25 protein-coding genes are annotated in these 26,101 nt (G+C 73.8%); 15 read left to right on the top strand and 10 right to left on the bottom strand.

Annotated features, from left to right (window positions below; translation table 11 throughout):
• Positions 1-5: 5 nt before the first annotated feature.
• Positions 6-1,238: an acyl-CoA dehydrogenase family protein gene (locus ACFY1P_RS17425; RefSeq protein WP_361528174.1), complete on the top strand. Its 1,233-nt coding sequence runs from the start codon at positions 6-8 to the stop codon at positions 1,236-1,238.
• A gap of 152 nt (positions 1,239-1,390) precedes the next feature.
• Here the strand turns inward: ACFY1P_RS17425 and ACFY1P_RS17420 are convergent, their stop codons facing one another.
• The 4 genes from ACFY1P_RS17420 to ACFY1P_RS17405 form a co-directional block, all read right to left on the bottom strand.
• Complete coding sequence (locus tag ACFY1P_RS17420) at positions 1,391-1,708, bottom strand: hypothetical protein (protein WP_390751048.1); 318 nt, start codon at positions 1,706-1,708, stop codon at positions 1,391-1,393.
• Positions 1,709-1,807: 99 nt separating this feature from the next.
• On the bottom strand, positions 1,808-2,416 hold the full coding sequence (locus tag ACFY1P_RS17415; RefSeq protein WP_361528178.1) for a TetR/AcrR family transcriptional regulator: 609 nt from the start codon (positions 2,414-2,416) through the stop codon (positions 1,808-1,810).
• On the bottom strand, positions 2,413-4,107 hold the full coding sequence (locus ACFY1P_RS17410; RefSeq protein WP_390751047.1) for an AMP-binding protein: 1,695 nt from the start codon (positions 4,105-4,107) through the stop codon (positions 2,413-2,415). The genes ACFY1P_RS17415 and ACFY1P_RS17410 overlap by 4 nt, the downstream gene beginning before the upstream one ends.
• 9 nt (positions 4,108-4,116) lie before the next feature.
• Positions 4,117-4,893, bottom strand: coding sequence for an SDR family NAD(P)-dependent oxidoreductase (locus ACFY1P_RS17405; protein ID WP_361528182.1), 777 nt, complete (start codon positions 4,891-4,893; stop codon positions 4,117-4,119).
• Positions 4,894-5,081: 188 nt separating this feature from the next.
• Here ACFY1P_RS17405 and ACFY1P_RS17400 point away from each other — a divergent pair, with 188 nt between their 5' ends.
• From ACFY1P_RS17400 to ACFY1P_RS17385, 4 genes are all read left to right on the top strand, one after another.
• Positions 5,082-6,431, top strand: a complete 1,350-nt coding sequence (locus ACFY1P_RS17400) for an erythromycin esterase family protein (protein ID WP_390751046.1) — start codon at positions 5,082-5,084, stop codon at positions 6,429-6,431.
• Between the two features lie 100 nt (positions 6,432-6,531).
• Positions 6,532-7,815, top strand: coding sequence for a serine-threonine protein kinase (locus ACFY1P_RS17395; protein WP_361528186.1), 1,284 nt, complete (start codon positions 6,532-6,534; stop codon positions 7,813-7,815).
• A 212-nt stretch (positions 7,816-8,027) separates the two neighbouring features.
• Positions 8,028-8,639 (top strand): hypothetical protein, encoded by a 612-nt coding sequence (locus ACFY1P_RS17390; protein WP_361528188.1) that lies wholly within the window; start codon positions 8,028-8,030, stop codon positions 8,637-8,639.
• Positions 8,640-8,730: 91 nt separating this feature from the next.
• Complete coding sequence (locus tag ACFY1P_RS17385; protein WP_390751045.1) at positions 8,731-10,173, top strand: amidase; 1,443 nt, start codon at positions 8,731-8,733, stop codon at positions 10,171-10,173.
• Between the two features lie 20 nt (positions 10,174-10,193).
• Here ACFY1P_RS17385 and soxR read toward each other — a convergent pair whose 3' ends face one another.
• Positions 10,194-10,679, bottom strand: a complete 486-nt coding sequence (gene soxR, locus ACFY1P_RS17380; RefSeq protein WP_361528192.1) for a redox-sensitive transcriptional activator SoxR — start codon at positions 10,677-10,679, stop codon at positions 10,194-10,196.
• Between the two features lie 108 nt (positions 10,680-10,787).
• Between soxR and ACFY1P_RS17375 the strand changes: the two genes are divergently transcribed.
• From ACFY1P_RS17375 to ACFY1P_RS17365, 3 genes are all read left to right on the top strand, one after another.
• Complete coding sequence (locus ACFY1P_RS17375) at positions 10,788-11,249, top strand: MaoC family dehydratase (protein WP_361528194.1); 462 nt, start codon at positions 10,788-10,790, stop codon at positions 11,247-11,249.
• A 115-nt stretch (positions 11,250-11,364) separates the two neighbouring features.
• The gene (locus tag ACFY1P_RS17370) at positions 11,365-12,783 is read left to right on the top strand and encodes an aldehyde dehydrogenase family protein (RefSeq protein ID WP_361528196.1); all 1,419 of its coding nucleotides are present in this window, start codon (positions 11,365-11,367) and stop codon (positions 12,781-12,783) included.
• Positions 12,784-12,868: 85 nt separating this feature from the next.
• Positions 12,869-13,954 carry a Zn-dependent alcohol dehydrogenase gene (locus ACFY1P_RS17365; protein WP_361528198.1) on the top strand — a complete coding sequence of 362 codons (1,086 nt, stop codon included), beginning with the start codon at positions 12,869-12,871 and terminating at the stop codon, positions 13,952-13,954.
• 33 nt (positions 13,955-13,987) lie between these two features.
• Here the strand turns inward: ACFY1P_RS17365 and ACFY1P_RS17360 are convergent, their stop codons facing one another.
• A complete protein-coding gene (locus ACFY1P_RS17360) occupies positions 13,988-14,506 on the bottom strand; it encodes a DUF2165 domain-containing protein (protein WP_361528200.1) in 519 nt (172 codons plus the stop codon).
• A gap of 236 nt (positions 14,507-14,742) precedes the next feature.
• Between ACFY1P_RS17360 and ACFY1P_RS17355 the strand changes: the two genes are divergently transcribed.
• Positions 14,743-15,360 (top strand): TetR/AcrR family transcriptional regulator, encoded by a 618-nt coding sequence (locus tag ACFY1P_RS17355; RefSeq protein WP_361528202.1) that lies wholly within the window; start codon positions 14,743-14,745, stop codon positions 15,358-15,360.
• Here the strand turns inward: ACFY1P_RS17355 and ACFY1P_RS17350 are convergent.
• Positions 15,345-16,301 (bottom strand): hypothetical protein, encoded by a 957-nt coding sequence (locus ACFY1P_RS17350; protein WP_361528204.1) that lies wholly within the window; start codon positions 16,299-16,301, stop codon positions 15,345-15,347. The two genes, ACFY1P_RS17355 and ACFY1P_RS17350, sit on opposite strands and share 16 nt — an antisense overlap.
• Before the next feature lie 124 nt (positions 16,302-16,425).
• Between ACFY1P_RS17350 and hmgA the strand changes: the two genes are divergently transcribed.
• The 3 genes from hmgA to ACFY1P_RS17335 all read left to right on the top strand — a co-directional run bounded on the left by hmgA (position 16,426) and on the right by ACFY1P_RS17335 (position 20,400).
• A complete protein-coding gene (gene hmgA / locus ACFY1P_RS17345) occupies positions 16,426-17,751 on the top strand; it encodes a homogentisate 1,2-dioxygenase (protein WP_361528206.1) in 1,326 nt (441 codons plus the stop codon).
• Positions 17,752-17,800: 49 nt separating this feature from the next.
• Positions 17,801-18,550 carry a GntR family transcriptional regulator gene (locus ACFY1P_RS17340; RefSeq protein ID WP_361528208.1) on the top strand — a complete coding sequence of 250 codons (750 nt, stop codon included), beginning with the start codon at positions 17,801-17,803 and terminating at the stop codon, positions 18,548-18,550.
• A gap of 638 nt (positions 18,551-19,188) precedes the next feature.
• Complete coding sequence (locus ACFY1P_RS17335; protein WP_390751044.1) at positions 19,189-20,400, top strand: type ISP restriction/modification enzyme; 1,212 nt, start codon at positions 19,189-19,191, stop codon at positions 20,398-20,400.
• Here the strand turns inward: ACFY1P_RS17335 and ACFY1P_RS17330 are convergent.
• Positions 20,395-21,126 carry a TetR/AcrR family transcriptional regulator C-terminal domain-containing protein gene (locus tag ACFY1P_RS17330; RefSeq protein ID WP_361535215.1) on the bottom strand — a complete coding sequence of 244 codons (732 nt, stop codon included), beginning with the start codon at positions 21,124-21,126 and terminating at the stop codon, positions 20,395-20,397. The genes ACFY1P_RS17335 and ACFY1P_RS17330 overlap by 6 nt on opposite strands.
• A 63-nt stretch (positions 21,127-21,189) precedes the next feature.
• Between ACFY1P_RS17330 and ACFY1P_RS17325 the strand changes: the two genes are divergently transcribed.
• Both ACFY1P_RS17325 and ACFY1P_RS17320 read left to right on the top strand, forming a co-directional pair.
• Positions 21,190-22,143 carry an ATP-binding cassette domain-containing protein gene (locus ACFY1P_RS17325; protein WP_361535212.1) on the top strand — a complete coding sequence of 318 codons (954 nt, stop codon included), beginning with the start codon at positions 21,190-21,192 and terminating at the stop codon, positions 22,141-22,143.
• The gene (locus tag ACFY1P_RS17320; protein WP_390751043.1) at positions 22,140-22,928 is read left to right on the top strand and encodes an ABC transporter permease; all 789 of its coding nucleotides are present in this window, start codon (positions 22,140-22,142) and stop codon (positions 22,926-22,928) included. The genes ACFY1P_RS17325 and ACFY1P_RS17320 overlap by 4 nt, the downstream gene beginning before the upstream one ends.
• A gap of 150 nt (positions 22,929-23,078) precedes the next feature.
• Here ACFY1P_RS17320 and ACFY1P_RS17315 read toward each other — a convergent pair whose 3' ends face one another.
• On the bottom strand, positions 23,079-23,342 hold the full coding sequence (locus tag ACFY1P_RS17315) for a hypothetical protein (protein WP_361535206.1): 264 nt from the start codon (positions 23,340-23,342) through the stop codon (positions 23,079-23,081).
• A gap of 242 nt (positions 23,343-23,584) precedes the next feature.
• On the opposite strand from ACFY1P_RS17315, the gene ACFY1P_RS17310 reads away from it, so the two are divergent.
• Positions 23,585-25,252 (top strand): serine/threonine-protein kinase, encoded by a 1,668-nt coding sequence (locus ACFY1P_RS17310; RefSeq protein ID WP_390751042.1) that lies wholly within the window; start codon positions 23,585-23,587, stop codon positions 25,250-25,252.
• On the opposite strand, the gene ACFY1P_RS17305 is transcribed toward ACFY1P_RS17310, so the two are convergent.
• Positions 25,241-26,047 (bottom strand): SGNH/GDSL hydrolase family protein, encoded by an 807-nt coding sequence (locus ACFY1P_RS17305; protein ID WP_390751041.1) that lies wholly within the window; start codon positions 26,045-26,047, stop codon positions 25,241-25,243. The genes ACFY1P_RS17310 and ACFY1P_RS17305 overlap by 12 nt on opposite strands.
• Positions 26,048-26,101 lie beyond the last annotated feature (54 nt).

Here is a 26,101-nt window from a genome sequence, read left to right as displayed (position 1 = left end):
GCACAATGGACTTCGCATTCGACGCACGTACGGAAGAGCTGCGCGGCGAGCTGCTCGCCTTCATGGACGAGCACGTCTACCCGGCCGAGGCCACCGCCGAGGAACAGCGGGCCGCGCTCGCCTCCCCCTGGGACACTCCCCCGGTCGTCGAGGAGCTGAAGGCGGAGGCGCGCAGGCGCGGGCTGTGGAATCTGTTCTTTGTAGACCAGCACAGCCTGCCCGATGCGCAGTACGGGGCCGGGCTGACCAACCTCCAGTACGCGCCGCTCGCCGAGATCACCGGCCGCAGCCCGCACCTCGCGCCCACCGCCCTCAACTGCGCGGCCCCCGACACGGGAAACATGGAGCTGCTCGCCCAGTTCGGCACCGAGGAGCAGCGCAAGCGCTGGCTGGAGCCGCTGCTCGCGGGCGAGATCCGGTCGGCGTTCGCGATGACCGAGCCGGAGGTCGCCTCCTCGGACGCGACGAACGTCGAGACGCGGATCGAGCGGGACGGCGACGACTACGTCATCACCGGCCGCAAGTGGTACATCTCAGGTGCGATGTACCCCGGTTGCGAGATCTTCATCGTCATGGGGAAGACCGACCCGGAGGGCACGGACCCGCGCCGCCAGCAGTCGATGGTCCTGGTCCCGCGGGACACGCCCGGCCTGGAGGTCCGGCGGGCGATGCGGGTCTACGGCTTCGAGGACCACGCCCACGGCGGCCACGCGGAGATCGTCCTCGACGGTGTACGCGTCCCCGCGACGAACCTCGTCGGCGAGGAGGGCGGCGGCTTCGCCATCGCCCAGGCGCGCCTGGGCCCCGGCCGGATCCACCACTGCATGCGGCTGATCGGCATGGCCGAGCGGGCGATCGAGCTGATGTGCCGGCGGGCCGTCTCCCGTACGGCCTTCGGCAAGCCGCTCGCCCAGCAGGGCGTGGTGCAGGAGTGGATCGCGGACTCCCGGGTCGCCGTGGAACAGCTGCGGCTGCTGGTGCTCAAGACGGCGTGGCTGATGGACACGGCCGGCAACCGCGGGGCGCACACGGAGATCCAGGCCATCAAGATCGCGACACCACGGACGGTGGTCGGCATCATCGACCGGGCGATCCAGCTGCACGGGGCGGGCGGGGTGAGCCAGGACTTCCCGCTGGCGGAGCTGTGGGCGGCGGCGCGGACGCTGCGGCTGGCGGACGGGCCGGACGAGGTCCACCAGCGGTCCTTGGCGCGGCGGGAGTTGCGGCGCTATCTCTGAGCGGTGGTCGGGGCCGGCCTGATCCTTCGACCGCGGGTCGCGTCGTCCGCACCACCGCTGCGCGGCGGTGCCCTCAAGCGCCGGACGGGCTGGATGTGGCTGATGTGAGCGCACAGGACAGCCCGTCCGGCGGTCGAGGTGACACGGAGTCGTCAGTGCCCGGCGAACTTCACGCTGGAGAACGACATGTCGGCCGGCCCGTGCTGGCCCGTGGCGAGCCGCTTGGAGGTCCCGTCACACTTCTTGCCGGTGTAGATCGTGGCCGGGCCCGCCGTTCCGTTGTACGCACCGCGAGCTTCCTGACTCATCGTCAGGCACTTGCCGTCCGGCGGGTTCTCGACGAAGAAGGGCTTGCCCTTGGGGCCCACCCAGGTGAAGGAGCCCTTCGAGGCGACGGCCGCGCCCGAGGGCACGGCCACGGCGAGGGCGAGGCCCGCGAGGGCGACGACGACAGGACGGAAAAGGCGCATCCCTGATCCTTTTTCTCGACAGCAGACGAAAGGGCCGAAAGGCCCTTCATCCGCTCAACGACGCCCGGCCCCGCACGACACGCGCCACGCGGAGCGGGATCATGGACGCAGCGCGCGCAGCAGCAGATCCGCCAGGTGGCCGGCCACCTGGTGCGCCGTCAGGGCGCCTTCCGGGCGGTACCAGTTCGCCAGGTGGTGGACGGAGCCGAAGTGGTAGTCGACGACGAGGTCCGCCGGGGTGGCCGCGCTGAAGACGCCCGCGCGCTGGCCCTCCTCGACCAGGGCGCGGAAGCGCTCGTGGTAGCGGCGCCGCTCGGCGCGCACCTGCTTGTGCTTCTCCGGGCCCAGGTGGTGCATCGACCGGAAGAAGATCTTCGTGTCGTCGAGGTTCTCGATGGTGGTGACCACGACGTCCGCGGCGGCGTCCCGCAGCCTGCGCTCCACGGGGGCGTCCGCGCACGCGAAGGCGTCCAGCCGCTCCTGCTGGAGCCGCAGGACCCGGCCGTAGACCTCGTGCAGCAGGTCGTCCTTGGAACCGAAGTAGTGATACAGCGCGCCCTTGGTGACGCCCGCCGCCTCGACGATCTCCTGGACGGACGTGCGGTCGTAGCCCTGGTCCGCGAAGAGCCGGGTGGCGGCGGCCAGCAGCCGCTGCGGTACGGGCCTCGTGCCGCCGTCCTGCGTTCCGGCCGTCACCGTCCTGGTCATGCGCCGCCACCTGTCTTTCCTTGTCGTGCCGCGGGGTCGTCGCGCAGCTCCCGGCGGAGGATCTTGCCACTGGTCGTCCTGGGCAGGTCGGCGAGGACGCGCACCTCGCGCGGGACCTTGTACGCCGCGAGCCGCTCCCGGCAGTGCGCGACCAGTTCCGCCGGCTCGGGCGCGGGGCCGGGGCGGAGGCTGACGTACGCCCGGACCGTCTCGCCGCGGTAGTCGTCGGGCACCCCCACGACGGCCGCCTCCCGGACGGCGGGGTGGGTGTAGAGGACGTCCTCCACCTCGCGGGGCCAGACCTTGAAGCCGGAGGCGTTGATCATGTCCTTCTTGCGGTCGACCACGTACAGCCAGCCGTCGTGGTCCATGAACCCGATGTCGCCGGTGCGCAGTTCACCGCCGGGGAGGGCGGTGGCGGTCTCCCCGGGGCGCCGCCAGTAGCCGGGCACGACCTGGGGGCCGCTGACGACGATCTCGCCGTGACCGCCGAAGGGGACCTCCGCGCCGCGCTCGTCCAGGATGCGCACGAGCGTCCCCGGGCCGGGCACGCCGACGGCGAGGGTGCCGGTGGCGGGGTCGAGGGGGGCCTCGGTGCCGGGCGGGACGGAGGCGGTGGTGGCGGTGGTCTCCGTGAGGCCGTAGCCGTTGTGGAGGTAGTGGCCGGAGGTGGCGCGGAACCGTTCCACCAGGGCCGGGGGCAGCGGCGCGCCGCCGGAGGAGACCAGGCGGAAGGACGCGAAGTGGTCCCGGCAGACGCCCGGCTGTGCCATGAGGGCCATGAAGGCGGTGGCGGGGCCGATGGTGTAGGCCGGGCGGTGTTCGAGGAACGCGTCGAGCACCACCGCCGCGTCGAAGCGGTAGGCGAGCGCGAGGGTGCCCGCGTTGACCAGGCAGGAGCCGAGCTCGGCGACCATGCCGGTGATGTGGAAGAGCGGGGCTAGCGCGAAGTAGGTGGAGCCGTCCGGCAGTCCGGAGCCGACGCGCGCCCGCTCTGCGTTGTGGGCGATGTTCCCATGAGTGTTGACGGCGCCCTTGGGGGCGCCGGTGGTGCCCGAGGTGTAGCTGATGAGGGCGGGGTCCTGGGGGCCGAGGCCGGGGTCGGCGGGCGCGCGGGCCCCCGAGCGCGCGGCGGTCAGCAGGTCCTCCGCGCCGTCGGGCGGCGGCATGCGCTCGCCGCGCAGCACCCGCGCGTCGTCGCGCGTCTGGAGGCCGAAGGGACAGGCGGTGAAGGCGATCGGGGCGGCCGGACCCGCGGTGGCCTCCCGCAGGAAGTCCGCCCAGGCGCGGTCCCGGCAGAACAGCGCGGTGGCGCCCGAGTCGTCGAGGATGTGCCGGACCTCGCCCGCCTTGAGCATGGGGTTCACGGGCACGACGGTGCCGCCGGCCTTCCAGACGGCGAGGGCGGCGAGCACGAAGTGCGGGGTGTTCTGGAGCATGACCGCGGCCCGGCCGCCCCGCCGGAAGCCGCGGGCCACAAGGCGGCCGGCGAGCGCGCCGGACAGCTCGTCGGTCTCCCGGTAGGTCAGCCGCCCGTCGAAATAGGCGAGCGCGTGCCGGTCCGGGGCGCGCCGCACGGTGGCGGCGAAGGCGTGCAGGACCGTGGGCGGCGGCGTGCCCGGGGCCCGCTGGGCGGGGCTGAGCAGCGCGAGCCAGGGCGCGTCCCGGTAGGCGGGGGTGCTCGGGGTCATGGCCGGCGCCTACATCCGGCCCTGGCCGGGCACCTCTTCGAGCCTGCGCTGGAGGTGGTTCATGCCGCGCAGCCAGCGGTCGGGGTCGGTGGCGCGGGCCGCGTAGTAGTCGGCGACCTCCGGGTGCGGGAGGATCAGGAAGCGGTTCGCGGCCATGCCCTCGAAAAGGGCGTCGGCGACCTGCGCGGGCTCGATGGCGGTGGGCAGGAGCACCAGCTCGCCGGCCGCGCCCGTGCCGCGCAGCATGTCCGTGCGGACGCCCTGCGGGCAGATGGCGTGGACGTCGATCCCGCAGTGGCGGTAGGTGAGCGAGAGCCACTCCGCGAAGGCGAGCGCGGCGTGCTTGGAGACGCTGTACGGGGCCGAGCCGATCATCGTGAGCAGCCCGGCGGCGGAGACGGTGGAGACGAAGCGGCCGCTGCCCCGGTCCAGCCACTCGGGGAGCAGCTCACGGGCCGCCCGCACGTGTGCCATGACGTTGACGTCCCAGGCGGCCTCCCACAGGTCCTCCTCCGCCTCGGGTCCGCCGCCGGGGGCGACGCCCGCGTTGGCGCAGTAGATGTCGACCCGCCCGCCGAGCGCCTCGCGGGCGGCCGGGACCACTCCGGAGGCATCGCCGGGGACGGCGGTCGCGCCGATCTCCTCGGCCACCGCCCGGGCCTTGGCGACGTCGAGGTCGTTGACCACGACGCGGGCGCCCTCGGCGGCGAACCTGCGGGCGAGCGCGGCGCCGATGCCGCCGCCCGCTCCGGTGACCACAACTCCCGCGTCCCGCACCGTACCCACGCTGACGTCTCCCTCGCTCGGCTGCACGGGCAGACTAACCAGTCGGTATGTGGGGGCGGAAGGGGGCGTCGGGCACCGGGGGTGGGGCTGCCTCCAGCCCGGAGCCAGGGGCAGGTCGGATGGTGGCGGCAGCGCCTCGGAAAGGATCGTGTCCGGGAGAGTTCCGAACGACCTCCTGGAGTGTTCCCATGCCTTCCGCGCAGCTCACCCGCCGCTCCGCGCTGTCGCTCACGCTGCTGGCGGCCCTGAGCCCGCTGGTCGCCGCGAAGCCCGCCGGGGCGGCGACCGCCCCGGCCGAGCCGGTGGACGCCCTGGCCCGGGCCGCCCGCCCGCTGCGCACCACGGACCCCACGGGCGACCTGCGGGACCTGCGGCCGCTGGGCGCGATGGTGGGCGACGCCACGGTGGTCGGGCTGGGCGAGGCGACGCACGGCTCGCACGAGTTCTTCACCAACAAGCACCGCGTCTTCCGCTACCTCGTGGAGGAGAAGGGGTTCACCACCTTCGCCCTGGAGGCGAACTGGAGCGCCGGCGTGCGGCTCGACGACTACGTCGTGCACGGCAGAGGCGACGCGCGGCGGATCATGCGCGAGGAGTTCCAGAACTCGTACCGCATGTGGAACAACCGCGAGTACCTCGGCCTGATCGAGTGGATGCGCGCGTACAACACGACCCACGCGAAGAAGCTCCGCTTCATGGGCGACGACTCCGCCTACGCGGGGCCCGGTCTCTTCGACAAGGTCACCGGTTACGTCCGCGCCCACCGCCCCGCGCTGCTGCCCCGCTTCACCGAGCTCTACCGCGCGCAGCGGCCCGCGCCCGGCACCAGCACGGACAGCTACATGAACGACTGCCTCAAGCGTCCGCTGGGAGAGCGCCGCGCCATGGCCGACAGCGCGCGCGAGGCCCTCGGCCTGCTGACGCGGCAGCGCCCGGCCGGCGGCTGCGAGGAGTTCACGTGGGCGGTGCAGCACGCGCGGGCGATCTCGCAGGTGGCGGAGATGTACACGTTCGACCTGGACGACCCGAAGGGCGTCGCCGACTGCATGCGCTTCCGGGACGCGACCATGGCGGCCAACACCGCCTGGTGGCAGGAGCACACCGGCCGGAAGGTCCTGCTGTCCGCGCACAACGCGCACGTCTCGTACGTGAGCGACGACCCCGCGCAGTACCCGCGGGTGCAGGGGGCGTTCCTCCGGGACCGGCTGGGCGCCCGCTATGTGAACGTCCGGCTCACCTTCGGCGAGGGCTCGTTCAACGTCATGCGGGACGGCGGGCCCACCCGGGCCGTCACGCTCGGCCCGGCCGCGCCCGGCAGCAACGAGCACACGCTCGACAAGGTGCCGTACCACGCCTACGCGCTGGACATGCGGACGGCGCCCGCCGCGGTCCGGAAGTGGCTGGCGGTGGCGCGCCCGACCCGCAACATCGGCACGGACTACCCGACCCCGGACTACATGACCGCGCTGGGCGCGGGATACGACATCCTCGTCCATCTCCACCGCATACGGACGGCGGACCTCCTGCCGCCCCAGTAGTCCCCCGTCACGGACGTGTGAAGCCGTGCCATGAGCCTGGACAGCCCCCCTCGGCGGCGGGACGATGCCCGCGCATCTGGCCGCACAAGGGGGATCTGCCATGCCGGACATGAGTGTGGAGCCGTACTGGGAGCTGACGTTCGACACCGACGGGGACGTGGACCCGGCCGAGCGGGACGCCCTCATAGCCGGGGTCGCGCAGCAGGGCGTCACGGACCTGGTGGTGTTCGCGCACGGCTGGAACAACGACCGGCCGGGGGCGACCCGGCTCTACGACCGCTTCTTCGCGCCCTTCCCCGGTCTGCTCGCCGGGGCGGCGGGCGGCAAGCGCCTCGGCTACGTGGGGGTGATCTGGCCGTCGATGGACTTCGCCGACGAACCGATCCCCCACTTCCCGTCGTCGACGGCGGCCGCCCCGCCCGATGAGGGGCTCGACCCGGCCACCCGGCAGGCGCTGGTCCGCGTCCTGCCGTGCGAGGAAGCGGTGGTGGACCGGCTGGCGGAGCTGCTCGCCCAGCGGCCCGAGGACCCGGCGCGGCTGGAGGAGTTCGTCTCCACCGTCCGCGGCCTCGCCACCGCCCACCCGCCGGGGGTGACCGACCTGGGACCGGGCCCGCTGCCCGCCATGCTCACCGCCGACGCGCAGTCGGTGTGCGGGGCCTTCGCCGACGCGCTGGCCAGCACGGGTGCCCTGACCACCGAGCTGCTCGGCAGCGGCCTGAAGCGGCTGTGGCACGGCGCGTACGAACTGCTGCGGCAGATCTCGTACTACACGATGAAGCGGCGGGCGGGCACGGTCGGCGGGCACGGGCTCGGCCCCTTCCTCGGCCTGCTGGCCGGCTCCCGGCCCGGGGTGCGGGTGCATCTGGCGGGGCACAGCTTCGGGGCGCGCCTGGTGTCGTTCGCGCTGAGCGGGCTCCCGGACGGCCGCTCGCCGGTGGCTTCGCTGACCCTGCTCCAGGGTGCCTTCTCGCACTACGTGTTCGCGGCGAGCCTGCCGTTCGCCACGGACCGGGGCGGTGCGCTGAGCGGGCTGTACGACCGGGTGAACGGGCCGGTGGTGTGCTGCCATTCCAGCCATGACACCGCGCTCGGTGTGCTGTACCCGCTGGCGTCCCGGATCTCCGGGGACGACGACTCGGTGCTGGGTCTGGACGACTCCCGGTGGGGCGCACTGGGGCACGACGGTATGCAGTCCGTGGACGCCTGCGCCGGGCTCTCCCTCGCGCAGGCGCTCTCCGGCGACCTGCCGGCATACGGCTGTGTGAACGTCGACGCGTCGGCCGTCGTCGCGCACGGCGGCCCGCCCTCGGGAGCGCACAGCGACATCTGCCACGCCGAGCTGGCACGCGTGATCCTGCTCGCGGGAGGCATCACGCGCTGAGCGCCGGGCCGCCGGGGACCGGCCGGATCGTCCCCTGAGCGGAGGTCGCGGATCCGCCACCTTCGCTCAATCTCCCACACGCCCCACATCTGTCCGCGTCTTCGGGGTAGCAGAGCGGAGTCGGCGGCGTGGCACGTCCGATGGATCCGAATCGCGACGCGTTACGTCCCTTCCATGTCGATCCGAGTCCGCGCTGTCGGAGGTGGGATGCAGTGGCAGGTTTCAGAGCACTCGCACGAGAGGTGCGCAATCCACGGAACACCATCGCCTTGCGACGGACCTCCCTGCGCAAATGTCTCGAACGCTTCGCCCCCTACGGGCACCGGGCGACCTGGCACCACCTGTGCGCCCTGGCGGGGCTCGCCCCCGACGACCGCGCCCCCGATCCGGCCCGGCTGATCGTGGCGCTGACGGAACTGGAGGAGGCCCGCGCGGTCTGGCTGGCCTACGAGGCGTCCTTCGCCGACCGCCGCAAGCGCGAGAAGCACGACGGAATCCGCCAGCCCTGCGCGGTGGACGACTGGCACCGCAACACCTGGGGCGGCTGTGACGTGGTGCCCTGTGTGAGCCCCACGGTGTATCCGGCGCCGCGGCTCTCCGATGTCCTGCGCCGGGTGATCGCGGCGATGGAGGCCGGCCCCGGCGACGGCTGCCCCGTCTGCCGCCGGGAGCAGCTCGAATGGCGCTGCGATCTGGAGCGTTACCCCATGGAAGGGCCCGTCTGCACGGACTGCGGCATCGTGGTACCGGTGCCCGTGCTCAGCCCCGCCGCGCTGACGGCGGCGCGGCGGCGTACGTTCCAGGAGCAGTACGCGGTCGTGTGACCGCGTGGAGCAGGGGGTGGTGACCGCCGGCCGTCCGTGGTGCGAGGATGCGGCGCACACGGCTCTTCGGGCGAGGAGAAGGCGGACGGCCATGGCGCAGCTGCACGATCTGACCGCGTTGGAGCAGGGTGAGGCGGTGCGGGCCGGCCGCATCTCGCCCGTCGAGCTGACCGAGCACTATCTGGAGCGCATCGACCGGCTGGACGCCGCGGTGGGGGCGTTCGTCACGGTCACCCCGGAGCTGGCCCGCAAGCAGGCGGCCGACGCCGAGAGCGAGGCGGCGGCCGCCCGCCGCGAGGGGCGGCCGCTGTCCCCGCTGCACGGGGTGCCGGTGCCGGTGAAGGACCTCAACTTCGTCGCGGGCGTGCGGTGCACCCTGGGGTCGGCCGCGCTGGCCGACCACGTCCCGGCCGTGGACGACCACGTGGTGACGCGGCTGCGCGCGGCGGGCACGGTCCTGCTGGGCAAGACCAACACCCCGGAGTTCGGCCTGCCAGCCCACACGGAGAACGACGTCGCCCCGCCCGCCCGCACGCCGTGGGACCTCACCCGGTCCGCGGGCGGCTCCAGCGGCGGGGCGGGCGCCGCGGTGGCGGCAGGTCTCGCGCCGCTCGCGCACGCCAGCGACGGCGGGGGTTCCGTCCGCATCCCGGCGTCCGTGTGCGGGCTCTTCGGCATCAAGCCCAGCCGCGGCAGGGTGAGTTCGGGCCCCGCGCTGCACGACGTCACCGGTCTCTCGACCTCCGGCACGCTGGCCCGTACGGTCGCCGACGCGGCGGCGCTCCTCGACGTCCTCGCGGGCACGGAGCCGGGCGACCCCTACAGCGCGCCCCCGCTGCCGCCCGGCGAGACGTTCGCCGATCACGCGCGGCGCGCCCCCCGGCCGCTGCGGGTGGTGCGGCTGACGGGCACTCCGGTGCCGGGGGTGGATGTGCACCCCGACTGCCTCACGGCGGCGGACGAGGCTGCCGCCCTGCTGGGCGGGCTGGGGCACGAGGTCGAGGAACTGTCGCTGCCGGACGACCCGACGCTCGCCGAGGCGTTCGCCCGGGTGTGGGAGGTGCTGGCCGCCGTCCAGCCCGTGCCGGCCGGCCGCGAGGAGCTGCTGACGCCGCTCACCCGGCATCTGCGCGAGCGGGGCAGGGCGGTGGGCGGGCCGGAATTCGCGCGGGCCATGTACGCCCTGCGCAAGCTCACCCAGCTGGTGGCCGACGGCCTCCAGGCGCCGGGCACCGGCTACGACGTGCTCCTCACCCCGACGCTCGCGCAGCCGCCGCTGCCGGTGGGGGCGCTGCGCGACGACGCCGACCCGGCGGCGGAGTTCGCGGCCCTGATCCCCTTCCTGCCCTTCACCCCGCTGTTCAACGCGACCGGGCAGCCCGCGGTGAGCGTGCCGCTGCACTGGAACGCGGCGGGCCTGCCGATCGGCATCCAGCTCGCGGGCCGGTACGGGGACGAGGCGACGCTGATCTCGCTGTCCGCGCAGCTGGAGTCGGCGAAGCCGTGGGCCGGGCGGCGGCCGTCGATGTGGTGAGGGACGCCCGGGCGGCGCCCTCAGTCGCCGGACGGGCCGGCGGCGGCCCGGCGCCGCTCCACCAGCAGGCGCGAACCGCTGCCGAGCCGCCCCACGGCGTCGTCCGGGTTGGAGAGCACACAGCTCTCCAGTGACAGGCAGCCGCACCCGATGCAGTCGTCCAGGTGGTCGCGCAGCCGGCCCAGCTGCTCGATGCGCTGGTCGAGCTCGCCGCGCCACAGCTCGGACAGCCGCGCCCAGTCCTCGCGGTTGGGCGTGCGCTCGTCGGGCAGCTCGGCGAGCGCCTCGCGGATGGTGGCGAGCGGGATGCCGACGCGCTGCGCGGCCCGGATGAAGGCGACGCGGCGCAGCGCGTCACGGTCGTAGCGGCGCTGGTTGCCCGACGTCCGGCGGCTGCTGATCAGACCCTTGGTCTCGTAGAAGTGCAGCGCGGAGACGGCCGCGCCACTGCGCGCGGACAGCTGCCCGACGGTGAGTTCGTGGACCTCGTAAGGAATCTGCGGCACGGGTCCGACCTTACGTCAGCCGGGACGTTGACATCGCGACGAGCACCGAACATCCTGAGCAAGCGCTTGGACAGTGGTGCACAGTGGTCGTGCTCGGGAGGCAGCGGCATGGCGGAACCCCGGATCTTCTCCTCGTCCGACGAGCTGCGGGCAGCGGTCGGCGAGGAGCTCGGCCCGAGCGACTGGCTGGAGGTGGACCAGAAGCGGATCGACCTCTTCGCCACGGCGACCGGGGACCACCAGTGGATCCACGTGGACCCGGAGCGCGCGGCGGCGGGCCCCTTCGGCACGACGATCGCGCACGGCTATCTCACGCTCTCCCTGCTGCCGTCCCTGATGCCGCTCCTGATGCGGGTCTCCCCCGTGCGGATGGGCATCAACTACGGGCTGAACAAGGTGCGTTTCCCCGCTCCCGTGCCGGTCGGCTCGCGGCTGCGCGCGCGGGCGGTGATCACCGATGTGACCGACGTCGAGGGCGGTGTCCAGCTGACGACGGCGGTGACCGTCGAGCGCGAGGGCGGCGGGAAGCCGGTGTGCGTGGCGGAGTCGGTGAGCCGCTTCACCTGGTGAGACCGGCGGCAGAGGTGCCCTGGTGCCCGGGTTCCGGCGGGGGTTAGGTTGAGGCCACGGGGAATTCGATGATCCGTACGGGACATCGAGCACCGACACCGCGAGGAGATGAACCGTGATCGCCCACGACGGTATGTACATCGGTGGCAGCTGGCGGCCCGCCGTCGGGACCGGTGCCATCGACGTCGTCAACCCCGCCGACGAGCAGGTCATCGGCCGGGTGCCCGCCGGTTCCGCCGAGGACGTGGACGCCGCCGTGGCCGCCGCCCGCGCCGCGCTGCCCGGCTGGGCCGCCACCGCGCCGGCCCGGCGGGGCGAGTTCATCGCGGCGCTGCGCGACCAACTGGCCGCCCGGCAGGACGAGATCGCCGCCACGGTCACCGCCGAGCTCGGTTCGCCGATCGGCTTCGCCACGCGCGTGCAGGCCGGACTGCCCGTCGCCGTCGCCGGTTCGTACGCGGAGCTCGCCGCCACCTACGCCTTCGAGGAGCGGATCGGCAACTCCACCGTCTTCCAGGAGCCGGTGGGCGTCGTCGGCGCGATCACGCCCTGGAACTATCCGCTGCACCAGATCGTCAACAAGGTGGCCCCCGCGCTCGCGGCGGGCTGCACGATCGTCCTCAAGCCCGCCGAGGACACCCCGCTCACCGCCCAGCTGTTCGCGGAGTGCGTGGCCGCCGCGGAGATCCCGGCGGGCGTCTTCAACCTCGTCACCGGCCTCGGCCCGGTCGCGGGCCAGGCGCTGGCCGAGCACCCCGGCGTCGACCTGGTCTCCTTCACCGGCTCGACCGCCGTCGGCAAGCGGATCGGCGCGATCGCGGGCGCGGGCGTCAAGCGCCTCGCCCTCGAACTGGGCGGCAAGTCGGCGAACGTCGTCCTGCCCGGCGCCGACCTGGAGAAGGCCGTCGCCGCCAACGTCGCCGACGTCTGCCGCAACACCGGACAGTCCTGCAACGCCCTGACCCGGCTGCTCGTCCACGCCGATCAGTACGAGGAGGCCGTCTCGCTGGCGGCCGCCGCCGTCGCCGCCTACGTCCCTGGCGACCCGACCGACCCCGAGGTCCGCGTCGGCCCGCTCGTCAACGCCAAGCAGCACGCCCGCGTGCGCGGCTACATCGACCAGGGCGTCCAGGAGGGCGCCCGGCTCGTCGCCGGCGGCTCCGACGCGCCGGAGGGCCGGGAGAAGGGCTACTTCGTCCGCCCGACGGTCTTCGCGGACGTCACCCCGGAGATGACGATCGCGCAGGAGGAGATCTTCGGTCCGGTGATCTCGCTCCTGAAGTACGAGGACGAGGAGGAGGCCCTGCGGATCGCCAACGGCACGGTCTACGGCCTCGCGGCCGCGGTCTGGGCCGCGGACGAGGCGACGGCGACGGCGTTCGCCCGGCGCCTGGAGGCGGGGCAGGTCGAGATCAACGGCGGCCGCTTCAACGTCCTCGCGCCGTTCGGCGGTTACAAGCAGTCGGGCGTCGGCCGGGAGCTGGGCGCGCACGGCCTGACGGAATACCTCCAGACGAAGTCCCTGCAGTTCTGACGAGAGAACCCGACGAGAACACAGGCGGGCGGGGGGCAAGTGCCCCCCCGTACCGCGCCGCGTTCACCGAGAGGAAGCCTCCGCCATGGTCCGCGCCGCCGTCATGACGAGCACCGGCACTCCCCTGCGCATCGCCGGGATCGACCTCCCGGACCCGGGCCCGGGGCAGGTGCGGATCAGGCTCGCCGCCGCCGGGGTCTGCCACTCCGACCTCTCGCTCTCCGACGGCACGCTCCGCCAGCCCGTCCCCGCCGTCCTCGGGCACGAGGGGGCGGGCACGGTCACCGCCGTGGGCGAGGGCGTCACGCATGTGGCGCCCGGTGACGCGGTGGTGCTCAACTGGGCGCCCTCCTGCGGGAGCTGTCACTTCTGCGGGCTCGGCGAGCCCTGGCTGTGCGCGGACGCGGGCGCGGCGGCCACCGCGCCGTACGCCACGCTCAGCGAGGACGGCACCGAGCTCTACCCGGGCCTGGGCACCGCCGTCTTCGCGGAGGAGACCGTCGTCCGGGCGAGCGCCGCCCTGCCCCTGCCCGAGGGCGTGCCGCTGGCGGAGGCGGCGCTGCTGGGCTGCGCGGTGCTCACCGGCTACGGCGCGGTGCACCACAGCGCGCGGGTGCGCGCCGGGGAGTCCGTGACCGTCCACGGCATCGGCGGGGTGGGCCTGGCGGCCCTCCAGTCGGCGCGGATCGCCGGTGCGGGCACGGTCGTGGCCGTCGACGTCTCGCCGCAGAAGGAGGAGCTGGCCCGCGCCGCCGGTGCCACCGAGTTCCTCGTCGCCGGCGAGGGCACCGCCAAGCGGATCCGCGAACTCACCGGCGGCCACGGGGCCGACGTGGCCATCGAGTGCGCGGGCCGCGCCGAGGCCATCCGTACGGCCTGGTCGGCCACGCGCAGGGGCGGGCGCACCACGGTCGTGGGCGTCGGCGGGCGGGACCAGCAGGTGACGTTCACGGCGCTGGAGCTCTTCCACTTCGGCCGCACGCTGTCGGGCTGCGTCTACGGCAACAGCGACCCGGCGAAGGACCTGCCGGTGATCGCCGAGCAGGTGCGGGCCGGGCGGTTCGACCTGTCCGCGATGATCACCGACCGGATCGGGCTGGACGGCATCCCGGCGGCGTTCGAGGCGATGCTGGCGGGGCGGGGCGGCCGGTCCCTGGTGGTGTTCCCGTAGGTTCCGCACGAGGGAACGGCTGCCCTCCTCACCTCAGATGTCGTCGCGCATCGGGAGGTGGATCAGCACCAGCACCAGGCCGGCCACCACGAAGTTGCGCTCGGCGGCCTGGAGTCCGTTCCACTTCGCGGACTGCCACATCGCGAACCACTCGCCGCCGATCGCGATGAAGCCCATCCCGAAGAGCAGCAGGAGCATCACGAGCCCCACGGTGGTGACCCGCCGGGCCGCCACGCGCGCCGCCGCTCCCCGCAGCCAGAGCAGAGTGCCCGCGATCAGCACGAGGGCGGCGACGGTCTCCCAGATGATGATGGCGACGTAGGCGATGTCCTGCACGGTGTGGTCGGTGATGGCCCGCCACATCAGGTCGTCGTCCTTGAACGTCGTGTCCATCGCCAGGACGTGCCGGACGAACTGCTGGTTGGTGCCGAAGTCGGTGATGTTGCCGAAGGCGACGAGCGCCGTGTACAGCGCGACGGTCGCGGTCAGCGCGACCGCGACGACGGGAAGAGTGCCGAAGCGCCCCACGTGCCCTTGCCATTTGTTCGCCATCGGGTCTCCCACCCTCGAGCGCCACGCCCCTGCGGGATGCATGCCCGTACGGGCGGCGGTATACGCGGAGGTGCGGATCGTCGCGGCCCCAGGCGACGTCCGGGGCGGAGCCCCGGACGCGGCGGGAAGCCCGATCCGCCCAGGCCACAGCCTAAGCGCTTGCTCAGCCGCACGGGTTATGGTGTTCCTCTCGCCGGCGGGCAGTCCGCGGCGCAGCCGAAGAGCGGGGGCTCGGGATGGACGCGAAGCACACGCGGAGCGAGGAGTGGGCCGAGGTCACACCCGACGCCGCGCGCCGGCTGGTGACCGCCGCCGTCGCCGCGTTCGCCGAGCGCGGCTACCACGCCACCACCACCCGCGACATCGCCGGCCGCGCGGGCATGAGCCCCGCCGCGCTCTACATCCACTACCGGACGAAGGAAGAGCTGCTCTACCGCATCAGCAGCGTCGGGCACCGGCTCGCCCTCGACATCCTCCGCCGGGAGCAGGACGGCGACGGCACCCCCGCGGAGCGTCTCGCGGGTGCCGTGCGGGCCTTCGTCCGCTGGCACGCCGAGCATCACACCACCGCCCGCGTGGTGCAGTACGAGCTGGGGGCGCTCGGCGAGGAGCACCACGCCGAGATCGTGGGGCTGCGCCGGGACACCGACGCGGCGGTCCGCGCGATCATCGAGGACGGCGTCGCGGCGGGCGACTTCGACGTCCCGGACGTGCGCGGCACCACGCTCGCCGTGCTCTCCCTGTGCATCGACGTGGCCCGCTGGTTCAACGCGGAGGGCAAGCGCACTCCGGACGAGGTGGGCGAGCTCTACGCCGACCTGGTCCTGCGCATGGTGGGTCACCACAAGGGCTGACCGGCCGGCTCACGATTCGTACCAAGCTGGTCCAGCACCTCGCGGAGACCGGCCGGGGCGCCCCGCCCGCGCCGGGCGAGGCTGCCGAGGAGGCCGCGGGTGCGGGCCGAGGCGATCCCGGCCGCGGCCACCGGGACGAGCCCTTCCGCCACCTCCTCAGCCTCGCGCCACGCGTGGAGGCCGAGCAGGCAGTCGAGCAGCCGCGCTGCGAAGATGTGCCGGTAGCCCGCCCCGGCGCCCGCCTCCTGGAGCGCCGCCCGGCGCAGGTGGGGCACGGCCGCCTTCCGCTCGCCGGCCTCCTGGAGCATGAAGCCCTGGTGGCCGTCGATCTCGTCCGCGGTCATCCACCAGGCCCAGAACGGGTCGCCGTCCCGCTCCCCCTCGGCCAGGAGCGAGCGGGCGCGGGCGAAGGAGCGGGCGGCCTCGGCGGGGTGGCCCGTGCCCGCGAGGCCCCGGGCCTCCCGCACCCGGAAGACCGCCTCGACGCGCGGCGACAGCCGGCCCCGGTCGAGCACCGACCGCGCCACCGTCAGCTCACCCCGGGGGCGGCCGGCCCAGCCGGAGGCGAGGGCCGTGTTCTGGAGGACGAGCAGCTCGATCGCCCGGTCGCCGGAGCGCCTGGCCAGGCGCAGGGCGGAGCGGTTGAACACGGCGGCCTCGTCCGGCCGTTCGGCATCGAAGAGGGCCCAGCCCGCCACCTCGCCGAGCTCGGCCACGGCGGCGAGGACATCGCGCTCGTACGGCCGCTCGGGCCCGCGCTCCCGCAGCAGCCGGCGCACGGCGGTGAAGGCCCGTACAGCCGCGTCGGCGGCCGGTGGTCCGCCGGGCTCGTTGTCCAGCGCGACCAGGCGCAGCGACAGTTCGCGGACGGCGTGCGCGAAGTCTTCCCCTCTCGGCCCTCCCGGCTCGCTCCCCCATGTGAACTCCGGCCCCTGGCGCATCGGTCCCCCCTGGTGTCTGGAGTCCGATCCTCGCAGCCGCCACGCCCTGGCGCTGATCCATTGACGTGCCCGGCCCGGAATCCTACGGTCTCCCATAGGAATCCATCGGCGCGGGGAGCACGCGATGAGCGATACGGGCGACGAGCAGGCCCGGAAGTCCGCCGAAGCACTGGCCTACTCGGCCGGTTTCGGCAACGAGCACAGCAGTGAGGCCGTCCCCGGCGCGCTGCCGCACGGGCGGAACGCCCCGCAGCGGGCCCCGCTCGGGCTCTACGCGGAGCAGCTGAGCGGCACCGCCTTCACCGAGCCCCGGCACAGCAACCGGCGTTCGTGGCTCTACCGCATCCGGCCCTCCGCGGCGCACCCGCCGTTCACCCGGACCGGAAACGGCGACATCAGCAGCGCCCCCTTCACCGACTCCGTGCCCGACCCCAACCGGCTGCGCTGGAGCCCGCTGCCCGAGCCGCCCGAGGGCACCGACTTCGTCGCCGGGCTGTGGACGCTGGGCGGCAACGGCGACGTCACCCAGCGCACCGGCATGGCCGTCCACCTCTACGCGGCCAACACCTCCATGACCGACCGGGTGTTCAGCGACGCCGACGGCGAGCTGCTGATCGTGCCCGAGCGCGGGGCGCTCCTGCTGCGGACGGAGTTCGGCCTGCTGCGCGCCGAGCCCGGCCACGTGGCGCTGATCCCGCGCGGGGTGCGCTTCCGGGTGGAGCTCCTGGACGGGGCCGCTCGCGGTTACGTCTGCGAGAACTACGGGCAGCCGTTCACCCTGCCCGAGCTCGGGCCGATCGGCGCCAACGGGCTGGCGAACGCCCGGGACTTCCTCGCGCCGGTCGCCGCGTACGAGGACGTCGAGCGCCCGGTGGAGGTGATCAACAAGTTCTGCGGGAACCTCTGGTCGGCGACCTACGACCACTCGCCGCTGGACGTCGTGGCCTGGCACGGGAACCTCGTCCCGTACGTCTACGACCTGCGGCGCTTCAATGTGATCGGGTCGATCAGCTACGACCACCCGGACCCGTCGATCTTCACCGTGCTCACCTCGCCCTCGGACACCCCGGGCCTGGCGGGGGTGGACTTCGTCGTCTTCGCGCCGCGCTGGCTGGTGGGCGAGGACACCTTCCGGCCGCCGTACTTCCACCGGAACGTGATGAGCGAGTACATGGGCCTGATCGAGGGCGCGTACGACGCGAAGGCGGAGGGCTTCCTGCCCGGCGGCGGGTCCCTGCACAACATGATGTCCGCGCACGGCCCGGACCGCGACACCTTCGACAAAGCGAGCGCGACGGAGCTGCGGCCCCAGAAGGTGGACAACGGGCTGGCGTTCATGTTCGAGACGCGCTGGCCGGTGACGACGACGGAGCGGGCCAGGACCGCGGACCACCTTCAGACGGGCTACGACGGCGTATGGCAGGGTCTGGAGCGCCACTACCGCCGGTGATGGCGCCCCTTCCTCGCAGCCCCTCGCAGCCGTAGAGCCGGAGCCCCACGTGACCACCTTCGCCCCCGACTCCGTCACGCTCAACCGGAAGCTGCCGCTCTGGTATCAGGTGTCGCAGTCGCTGCGCGCCTCGATACTCGGCCGGAGCGCCGGTGACCCGCTGCGGCTGCCCACCGAGGACGCGCTCGCCGCGCACTACGGCGTCAGCGTGCTCACGATGCGGCAGGCGCTGAAGGAGCTGGAGACGGAGGGGCTGATCAGCCGGCACCGGCGGCGCGGCACGTTCATCGAGCCGAGCGCGCGGCGGAGTTCGCCGGTGCGGCTGCTCGGCTCGGTGGACGCCATCGTGGCGCAGCAGTCCGGCGAACGGACGGAGGTGCTCGGCCACGGCCCGACGGGCGTCCCGGCGGAGCTGGCCGAGCACTTCCCCGGCCTCGACGAGGCGATGGCCTACCGGCGGCTGCGCTGCGACGAGCGGACCGGCGAGCCGACCAACTGGGCGGAGAACCTCGTCCGCCCCGAACTCGCCGCGCGCATCGACCTCGCCGATCTGGAGCGGTGGCCGATGACCAAGGTGCTGCGGGACGCGGTGGGCGTGCGCATCAGCCGCATCACCGACACGGTCGAGGCCCGCCTCGCGGACCCGGAGACGGCCCGGCTCCTCCAGGTACCGCTGCTGAGCCCGATCCTCTTCTACACGGGGGTGACCTACGACGAGGCGGGGCGGGTGGTGGATGTGGCGCGCATCCACTATCGGGGTGACCGCTTCTCTTTCACGGTGACGGTGGAGGCGCGGTAGGCGGTGGCCTGGGCGGGTTTTCTGTGCGGGTTGGTGTGTGGTCGGGGTGGGGTTCGCCGTTGTCGGGTGCGGCTCGGTTCGCGCCTGCGGCGGGACGCCCTTCGGGCGTGGCCTCAATCGCCGGCCGGGCTTGGGTGTGTGGTGGGTGCCGGGGGCGGGGCCTCCGGGCTGGGAACCTGGAACGCGGTGCGGGCACCGTAAGGCGTATTGAGTGCCGTGCCGACGCACCGCGTTCCAGAACCCCACCCTCCGACCCCACCCCCTCCCACCGGAGGGCAACATCGGATCGTGGGGTGCGCCGCGCTTTTCCAGCCCGGGGCGCTCATTCCAGCCCGGGTCCGCCATGCTTTTGTCTTCAGCCCGTTGGGGGCACCTCTGGGGGCACCCCCGGACGGAGTCTGGGGGAGGTAGCTGGGGGAGGCAACGGACCCGCAGCTCGGGGTCTGGGGCGAAGCCCCAGTTTCGGGAAGGGGCGGGGTAGGGGAACAAGCCCGCCGCAGGCGCCCACCCACCCGCAGCCAGGGGTCTGGGGCAGCGCCCCCCACGCGGCGGAGCCGCACATCAGACGCAGCCGGGAAAGGGCGGGGTAGGGGAAAAGCCCGCCGCAGGCGACACCACCCGCACCCACCCCCGCTACGATGCCCGGCGTGACCTCCCCCCAGGCCGCCGAAGACGCACTGCTCACCGACCTCATGCCCTGGTCGGTCGCCCCCATGCGCCTCGGCCGGACCTGGGTCACCGCCCCCGACACCGCCTCCCTGAAAGCCCGTTGGGCCGCACTAGCCGCCGCGGACGACGACGTCCGCGACACGCTCTTCCGCCCCACCCGCCACCGCACACCGCACAGCGCCGTCGCCCAGCTCCCCGGGCAGGCGACGGCGACCGGGCGGCTCGCGCACGGGATGGGGGCGTGTCCGGAGCCGGTGCGGATCGCTCATGGGCCGTACGACGAGCAGTGGTTGCTGCCGGATCACCGGCTCGTCGACGCGGCGCGGCCGGAGCTGTGGCGGGTGGCTGACGAGCACCAGATCCATCTGCTGGAGGCGGCGCCCGGTACGGACGGCCCGGCCTTCTGCGCCCTCCTGCCCGACGGGCACTCCCCCGGCGGCAGACCCGGCAGGATCCGGCCGCTCTACCGGCGCCCCGGCGGCCTGGAGCCCAATCTCGCGCCCGGGCTCCTCGACCACCTGGCGGGCGCGCTCGGACGGCCCGTGTCCGCCGAGGACTTCCTCGCCTGGACCGCCGCGGCCGCCCGCCCCTCCCGCGCCGGGACGGCCGTGCCACTGACCGCGTCGCCCCGGCTGTGGGAGGAAGGGGTGGCGCTGGGCCGTCATGTGGTGTGGGTGCACACACGGGGCGCGCGCTGTGCACCCGCGCCGGGTGAACGCCCCCGGCTGCCGGGCGGCCGCAGGCCCTACGTGCGCGCCGCCGTCGCGTCCGGGCCGCCCGGGAGCCTGGGCTACGACCCGGAGCGGGAGACGCTGCTACTGGGCACGGGCAGGATCGCGCCGGTGCCGGAGGCGGCCTGGGAGTTCCGCGCGGGCGGGGCGCGGGTGCTGGAGAGCTGGTTCGCGGAGCGTACGGCCACGGCCGAGCCCGGGACGCTGGAGGCCCTGCGGCCCGTCGGCTGGCTGCCGGAGTGGACGTCCGAACTGCTGGAGCTGATCACGGTCCTGGCGCTGCTGGCGGAGACGGCGGAGCGGCGGCCGCTGCCCGTGCCGGGCGGCGGCCCGGACGCGGCGGAGCTGCGCCGGGTGGGCGTGCTCCCGCCGCCGCCCTCCGCCCGGCGGCCGGCGACGGTGCTGGGCCACCAGGAGGAGGGCCCGGAGGGGCAGTTCGCCCTGCTATGAGCCGCGCCGGCTGCCGTCGAAGCCGTCCAGGACGCGGTCGAGGACCCGGTCGAACACCGCGTCGGAGTCGACCGGCCCGGACCCGCTCGCCAGCGCCTTCGCCAGGCGCGGGTACGCGCCGTCGGCCAGCGCCCGCGTGAGGTAGGCCGTGCGGGCGGCCTGTTCCTGCTCGGGAGCGTACGGCGAGGTCCGGGCGCGCTCGGCCGCCGACAGCTCGTTGGAGACATAGGCGGTGATGATGCCGTTCAGCATGGCGAGCAGCTCGATCTTGGTGCCGTCGGTGACGTCCAGCCCGTCCAGGACCCCCAGGGCGTACTCGAAATAGCGCAGCGCGTTCGGGCTGAAGCCGTGGGCGGGCGCCATCACCCGGGGCACCCAGGGGTGGCGGTGCATGATGCCGCGCGTCTGCCGGCAGAGCGCCTTGAGATCGGCGCGCCAGTCACCGGAGGGTGCGTCGGGGAAGACGTACTCCGCGACGACGGCGTCGACCATCAGCTCGTACAGGTCCTCCTTGCGCGGCACGTAGTTGTACAGCGACATCGTGCCGCAGCCGGTCTCGGCCGCCACGCGCCGCATGGAGACGCCGTCGAGCCCCTCCGCGTCGGCGACGCGCACCGCCGCCGCCGCGATCTCGGCGCGGGTGTGCGCGGGGCGCGGGCCGCGGCCGGCGCGTTCGGGGCGCGCCCAGATCACCTCGGGCCCGGACGGGCGACCGCTGGCTGTCATTGATCATCACCTCGCTCCCATCCTAGTTACGTACAGCGTACGTAATGGAGTATGGTCGCCCTCATGACTACGTACGCTGTACTTAGTAAGGGTCTGGAGAAGCGGTTCGGGGACGTCCACGCGCTGCGCGGGCTGGATCTCGCCGTGCCCGAGGGCACCGTGTGCGGGCTGCTCGGGCCGAACGGCGCGGGCAAGACCACCGCGGTCCGCCTGCTCACCACGCTGATCAGGCCGGACGGGGGCCGGGCCGAAGTGGCCGGGCACGACGTGGCGCGGGAGCCCGCCGCCGTGCGCCGGGCCATCGGCGTGACCGGCCAGGCCACCTCGGTGGACACGGACCTGACGGGACGGGAGAACCTGCGGCTGTTCGCCCGGCTGCACCGGCTGGGCGGCGCGGTGGCGCGCGCCCGCGCGGACGCGCTGCTGGACCGCTTCGCGCTCGGCGACGCGGCGGACCGGCCCGCCCGCACCTACTCCGGCGGGATGCGGCGGCGGCTCGACCTCGCCGCGAGCCTGCTCACCCGGCCGCGGGTGCTCTTCCTCGACGAGCCCACCACCGGCCTCGACCCCGCCAGCCGCACCGCCATCTGGGACGTCGTCCGCGAACTCACCCTGGGCGGCACCACGGTGCTGCTGACCACGCAGTATCTGGAGGAGGCGGACCAACTGGCCGACGACATCGTGCTCATCGACCGCGGCCGGGCCACGGTCCGCGGCACACCGGCCGCGCTGAAGGCGGAGATCGGCGCGCACGCCGAGGTGGTCGTCGCCGACGACGCGGCGCTGCCCGCGGCGGCGATGGTGCTGGGCCGCCTCACCGGCTCCCGGGCCACGCTCGACACCGCCCGGCGCGCGGCGGGCGCCGCGGCCGAGCCGGACCTGACCCTGCCGCGCCTCGTGCGTGAACTCGACGCCGCGGGCGTGCCCGTCGTCGACGCGACGCTGCGGCAGCCCACCCTGGACGAGGTCTTCCTACGCCTCACCGCCACCACCGACGCCGAGGAGGCCGTCGCATGACCACGCTCGCCCTGTCCGACAGCTGGTCGATGCTCGGCCGTCACCTCCAGCGGATGCGGCACGCGCCCGGCCTGTTCATCATCACCATGACCATGCCGATGACGATGCTGCTCTTCTTCGGCTACGTCTTCGGCAGCGCGATGGTGCTGGACGGTGGCGGGAACTACCGGGCCTATCTGGTGCCGGGACTGTTCGCCGCGACCGCCGTCAACGGCGTGCTAACCTCGATGCTGGCGTCCGCGCAGGACCACCAGCGGGGCGTCATGGACCGCTTCCGCACCCTGCCGATGAGCCGCTTCGCGATCCCGGCCGGGCAGACCGCCTCCGACGTCGCCATGGCCGCGCTCGGCTTCGTCCCGCTCGCACTGTGCGGGCTCGCGGTGGGCTGGCGCGTCGAGGGCGGGCCGGCCGCCGCCGTCGGCGCCTTCTCGCTGCTGCTGCTCTTCCGGCTGGTCACGGCCTGGGTGGGGCACTACATCGGGCTGGTGGTGGGGTCCGAGGAGGCGGCGGGACAGCTGGGTGCCTGCACCTTCATGCTCCCGCTGCTCTCGAACGCCTACGTGCCGACCGGCGGCATGCCGGGCTGGCTGCGGACGGTCACCGAGTGGAACCCCATCAGCGCGCTGGTCACCGCGGTCCGGGACCTCTTCGGCAACAGCGGCCCGGCCTCCCACGCGTCCTGGCCGGTGGCCCATCCCCTCGCGGCGTCCCTCGGCTGGGCGGCGGTCCTGCTGGCGGTCTTCGTCCCGCTGACGGTCCGGCGGTACGGGCGCGACGCGGCCTGAGCGGCCCTGGGCAACACGGCCCGAGCGACCCGCCCGCCCCTGGCATGCCACAGCGCCGATCGGCCGGCCCTGGGGAGAGGGCGTACGGCCGACGGCGCTGAGCCGGGTCGGTGTGGTGGGCGGCTTATGCGATCCGGGCCGGGGTCCGGGTCAGCCGTGGTTGCCGAAGAGCGATCGGCGCAGTCGTCTGAGCGGCGCCAGGAGCGAGACCTTGGCGGTCCTGCTCTGCTTGGCGGCCACCCGGTCGCGCGCGGTCAGCTCGCGCATCAGCAGGGTCGCGTTCTCGACCTCCCGCTGCGGCAGGGCGGGTCCGCCCAGCACCGCGAGATGGCGGTCGAGGCGCGCACTGGTCGCACCGCTGTTGCAGTTGATGGCAGGCACTCGTGCCCTGCCGCGCATCGCTATCTGATCCATCGAAACTCCCCACCCGTACGAGGCACCCCGGCCCAGGCAGAGTAACCCTACCGCCCCATTCCGTCACCCGCGCATCGGCAGGCCGTATTCACCACTCCGTCAAGGGCGTTGACGAACCTGGCGTGAACCTGCCGTTACTGGGCGCGAGTTGGCGAGGGCCGGAATGCGCGGAACGGGGGGCAATCACGCTCCGTTGCGGTACATTCACCCCGAATTGCTCTCTTGCGGGAGGGGGCCCGTCGATGAGCGGGAATTCCGGAGCCGGGTACGACGGCCAGGGCGACCGGTGGGTGGCGGGCCGCTACCGACTGCTGGACCGGCTCGGCCAAGGTGGTATGGGCGTGGTCCGGCGGGCGCGGGACGAGGTGCTCGACCGCGAGGTGGCCGTGAAGGAGGTGCGGGCACCGGCCGGGCTGCTCGACCACGAGGTGCGGCAGCTCTACGCCCGGATGGAGCGCGAGGGCCGGGCGGCGGCCCGCATATCCCACCCCAATGTCGTCACCGTCTACGACGTGGTGACCGAGGACGGCCGCCCGTGGATCGTCATGGAGCTGATCCGGGGCCTCTCCTTCGCCGATGTTCTGGAAGCACAGGGCTCCGTCACGCCCGCGCGCGCGGCGCACATCGGCGCGGAGACGGTCGCCGCGCTCCGGGCCGCACATCAGGTGGGCGTGCTGCACCGCGATGTGAAGCCGGGAAACATCCTGCTGGCGAACGACGGCCGGGTGGTCCTCACCGACTTCGGCATCGCGACGGTCGCGGGCAGCTCCGCGCTGACGCGGACCGGCGAGCTGGTGGGCTCGCCCGAATACCTCGCCCCCGAGCGCGCCCTCGGCCGGCCGCCCGGACCGGCGTCGGACCTCTGGTCGCTGGGCGTGACGCTCTACGCCGCCGTGGAGGGCTTCTCGCCGTTCCGCCAGGACACCCCGCTGAGCACGATCAGGGCGGTGGTGGACCAGGAACTCCCGCCGCCGCGCGGTGCGGGCGCGCTCACGCCCGTACTGGAAGGCCTGCTGCGCAAGGAGCCGGAGCGGCGGCTCGGGGCGGAGGAAGCGGAGCGGATGCTGCGCGCCGTCGCGGGCGGGGAGCGCGGCGCGGACGTGTCCCACGCGCCGACGGTCGCCGCGCACCCCGCGGCCCCGGCGCCCTTCACGCCCGGTCCCGGCACCCCGGGCTCCGGCACCGCGCCCGGCGCCCCGGATGCGGAGCCCCGGCCGGACGACGGGCAGCACCGGCGGACCCTCAGGGTGCTCGCCGTCGCGGCGCTCGTGGCCGCGCTGCTGGTGGGCGGCCTGGTGTGGGCGCTCACCCGGGGCGGCGGCGACTCCGGCAGTACGTCGTCCGGCGGCGGCGCCTCCTCGGCCGACAGCCGGGACGGGGGCGCGCCGCCGGCCGCGGGCTCCGGGAGCTCCGGCGCCTCGCCGGGCAACTCCGCCGACTACGGGGTGCGGGTCACGGTCACCGCGCAGCGCGACCAGTACACCGGCGCCTGCCCGCCGTCGGCGGGGGCCGCGCCGTCGTTCCGGGTGGCCGTCGCCGTGGGGCGCACCCCGGTGGACGTCGTCTACCGCTGGGTGACGGGCAGCGGCAAGGTCACGGACGGCGGCTGGCGGACACTCCGCTTCACCACCGCCCGCACCCAGACCCTCGGTCATGTGGAGTCGGACCGCGGCCCGTCGGACGCGGGTGACGACTGGATCGCCGTCGAGGTCAAGAGCCCGCAGCAGCTGACCTCCTCTCATGTGTCGTTCACGGTGCGGTGCGAGAAGCCGTCGCCGGGCAGCCCCTCGGCGTCACCCGGCCCTTCCCGGTCACCGGGCCGGTCGCCCTCGGCGGGCGGCTCGACCCCGGGCGGTGGCGGCTACGGCGGTACGTACGGCGAGACGGCCCCGTACGGATCAGGCGGCTGAGGCGAAGACGGGCAGGTAGCCCTGGGCCTGGCCGGCGGCGGTCGGGTGGTAGGACTCGTCGACGGGCAGGGTCACGCTGTTGAGCCAGGGGCTGCCGGAGCAGATCTCGTGGCCGCCGAAGGTGGTGTTGACGTCGGCGTAGGTGAAGCCGTGGTCGGCGGCGCGCTTGGCGATGACGGTGTCGAGGGCGTCGGCGGCGTCGTTGACCGCGGATCTCACGGTCTCGCTGAGCCCGCCGAAACAGCTCCCGCCGAGTCTGTAGAAGCGCGGGTAGCCGATGACGACGACGTGGGCGGAGGGCGCCTTGCCGCTGATGGCGGAGTAGACCCCGTCCAGCTGGGCGGGCAGGACGTTCCGGGCGTAGGCGCGGGCCTGGGCGATCCGGTCCAGGCAGACGCTCTCGGAGTTGAGCACGCAGGTGGTCATGGTGTCGGCGAATCCGGCGTCGTTGCCGCCGATGGTGATGCTGACGAGTCCGGTGGAGGCGTTGAGCGGGCCGAGCTGCCCGGTGAGAACATCACCCGTTCGGGCGCCCGAGCAAGCGGTGAACGCGAAGCTCGCGGGGGTGTGCGCGGCGGCCCAGAGCGCGGGGTACGCCTTGGTGCTGCGCTTGCAGTTCCCGCTCCCCGAGTCGTAACTGCCGGCCCCCACTCCGGCCGAGTAGGAGTCGCCGAGGGCCACATAGCCGGGAGTTGCGGTCTTCTCGGCGGCCTGGACGGGCCCGGCGCCGAGGAGGGCGAGGGTGGCGGTGAGCGCCAGCGCGGATACGGAACCCACGACTCTGGACAGTTTCATGGAACCTCCTTTACCAGGGGCGCTACTTACTCCGTGGTAGCAGTCGCCCGCATG

Source organism: Streptomyces sp. NPDC001407 (assembly GCF_042895325.1).
GTDB lineage: Bacteria > Actinomycetota > Actinomycetes > Streptomycetales > Streptomycetaceae > Streptomyces.
The sequence above is the reverse complement of the archived record's forward strand: the minus strand, read 5'-3'. Positions and strand labels throughout refer to the sequence as shown.

Coding starts and splice junctions, on each gene's coding strand:
- ACFY1P_RS17310 (WP_390751042.1), top strand. CDS start 23,585: ATGAGCGGGAATTCCGGAGCCGGGTACGACGGCCAGGGCGACCGGTGG.
- ACFY1P_RS17375 (WP_361528194.1), top strand. CDS start 10,788: ATGGCGGAACCCCGGATCTTCTCCTCGTCCGACGAGCTGCGGGCAGCG.
- ACFY1P_RS17420 (WP_390751048.1), bottom strand. CDS start 1,708: ATGCGCCTTTTCCGTCCTGTCGTCGTCGCCCTCGCGGGCCTCGCCCTC.
- ACFY1P_RS17335 (WP_390751044.1), top strand. CDS start 19,189: ATGCCCGGCGTGACCTCCCCCCAGGCCGCCGAAGACGCACTGCTCACC.
- ACFY1P_RS17395 (WP_361528186.1), top strand. CDS start 6,532: ATGCCGGACATGAGTGTGGAGCCGTACTGGGAGCTGACGTTCGACACC.
- ACFY1P_RS17410 (WP_390751047.1), bottom strand. CDS start 4,107: ATGACCCCGAGCACCCCCGCCTACCGGGACGCGCCCTGGCTCGCGCTG.
- hmgA (WP_361528206.1), top strand. CDS start 16,426: ATGAGCGATACGGGCGACGAGCAGGCCCGGAAGTCCGCCGAAGCACTG.
- ACFY1P_RS17425 (WP_361528174.1), top strand. CDS start 6: ATGGACTTCGCATTCGACGCACGTACGGAAGAGCTGCGCGGCGAGCTG.
- ACFY1P_RS17415 (WP_361528178.1), bottom strand. CDS start 2,416: ATGACCAGGACGGTGACGGCCGGAACGCAGGACGGCGGCACGAGGCCC.
- ACFY1P_RS17360 (WP_361528200.1), bottom strand. CDS start 14,506: ATGGCGAACAAATGGCAAGGGCACGTGGGGCGCTTCGGCACTCTTCCC.
- ACFY1P_RS17325 (WP_361535212.1), top strand. CDS start 21,190: ATGACTACGTACGCTGTACTTAGTAAGGGTCTGGAGAAGCGGTTCGGG.
- ACFY1P_RS17355 (WP_361528202.1), top strand. CDS start 14,743: ATGGACGCGAAGCACACGCGGAGCGAGGAGTGGGCCGAGGTCACACCC.
- ACFY1P_RS17320 (WP_390751043.1), top strand. CDS start 22,140: ATGACCACGCTCGCCCTGTCCGACAGCTGGTCGATGCTCGGCCGTCAC.
- ACFY1P_RS17330 (WP_361535215.1), bottom strand. CDS start 21,126: ATGACAGCCAGCGGTCGCCCGTCCGGGCCCGAGGTGATCTGGGCGCGC.
- ACFY1P_RS17385 (WP_390751045.1), top strand. CDS start 8,731: ATGGCGCAGCTGCACGATCTGACCGCGTTGGAGCAGGGTGAGGCGGTG.
- ACFY1P_RS17315 (WP_361535206.1), bottom strand. CDS start 23,342: ATGGATCAGATAGCGATGCGCGGCAGGGCACGAGTGCCTGCCATCAAC.
- ACFY1P_RS17365 (WP_361528198.1), top strand. CDS start 12,869: ATGGTCCGCGCCGCCGTCATGACGAGCACCGGCACTCCCCTGCGCATC.
- ACFY1P_RS17305 (WP_390751041.1), bottom strand. CDS start 26,047: ATGAAACTGTCCAGAGTCGTGGGTTCCGTATCCGCGCTGGCGCTCACC.
- ACFY1P_RS17400 (WP_390751046.1), top strand. CDS start 5,082: ATGCCTTCCGCGCAGCTCACCCGCCGCTCCGCGCTGTCGCTCACGCTG.
- ACFY1P_RS17350 (WP_361528204.1), bottom strand. CDS start 16,301: ATGCGCCAGGGGCCGGAGTTCACATGGGGGAGCGAGCCGGGAGGGCCG.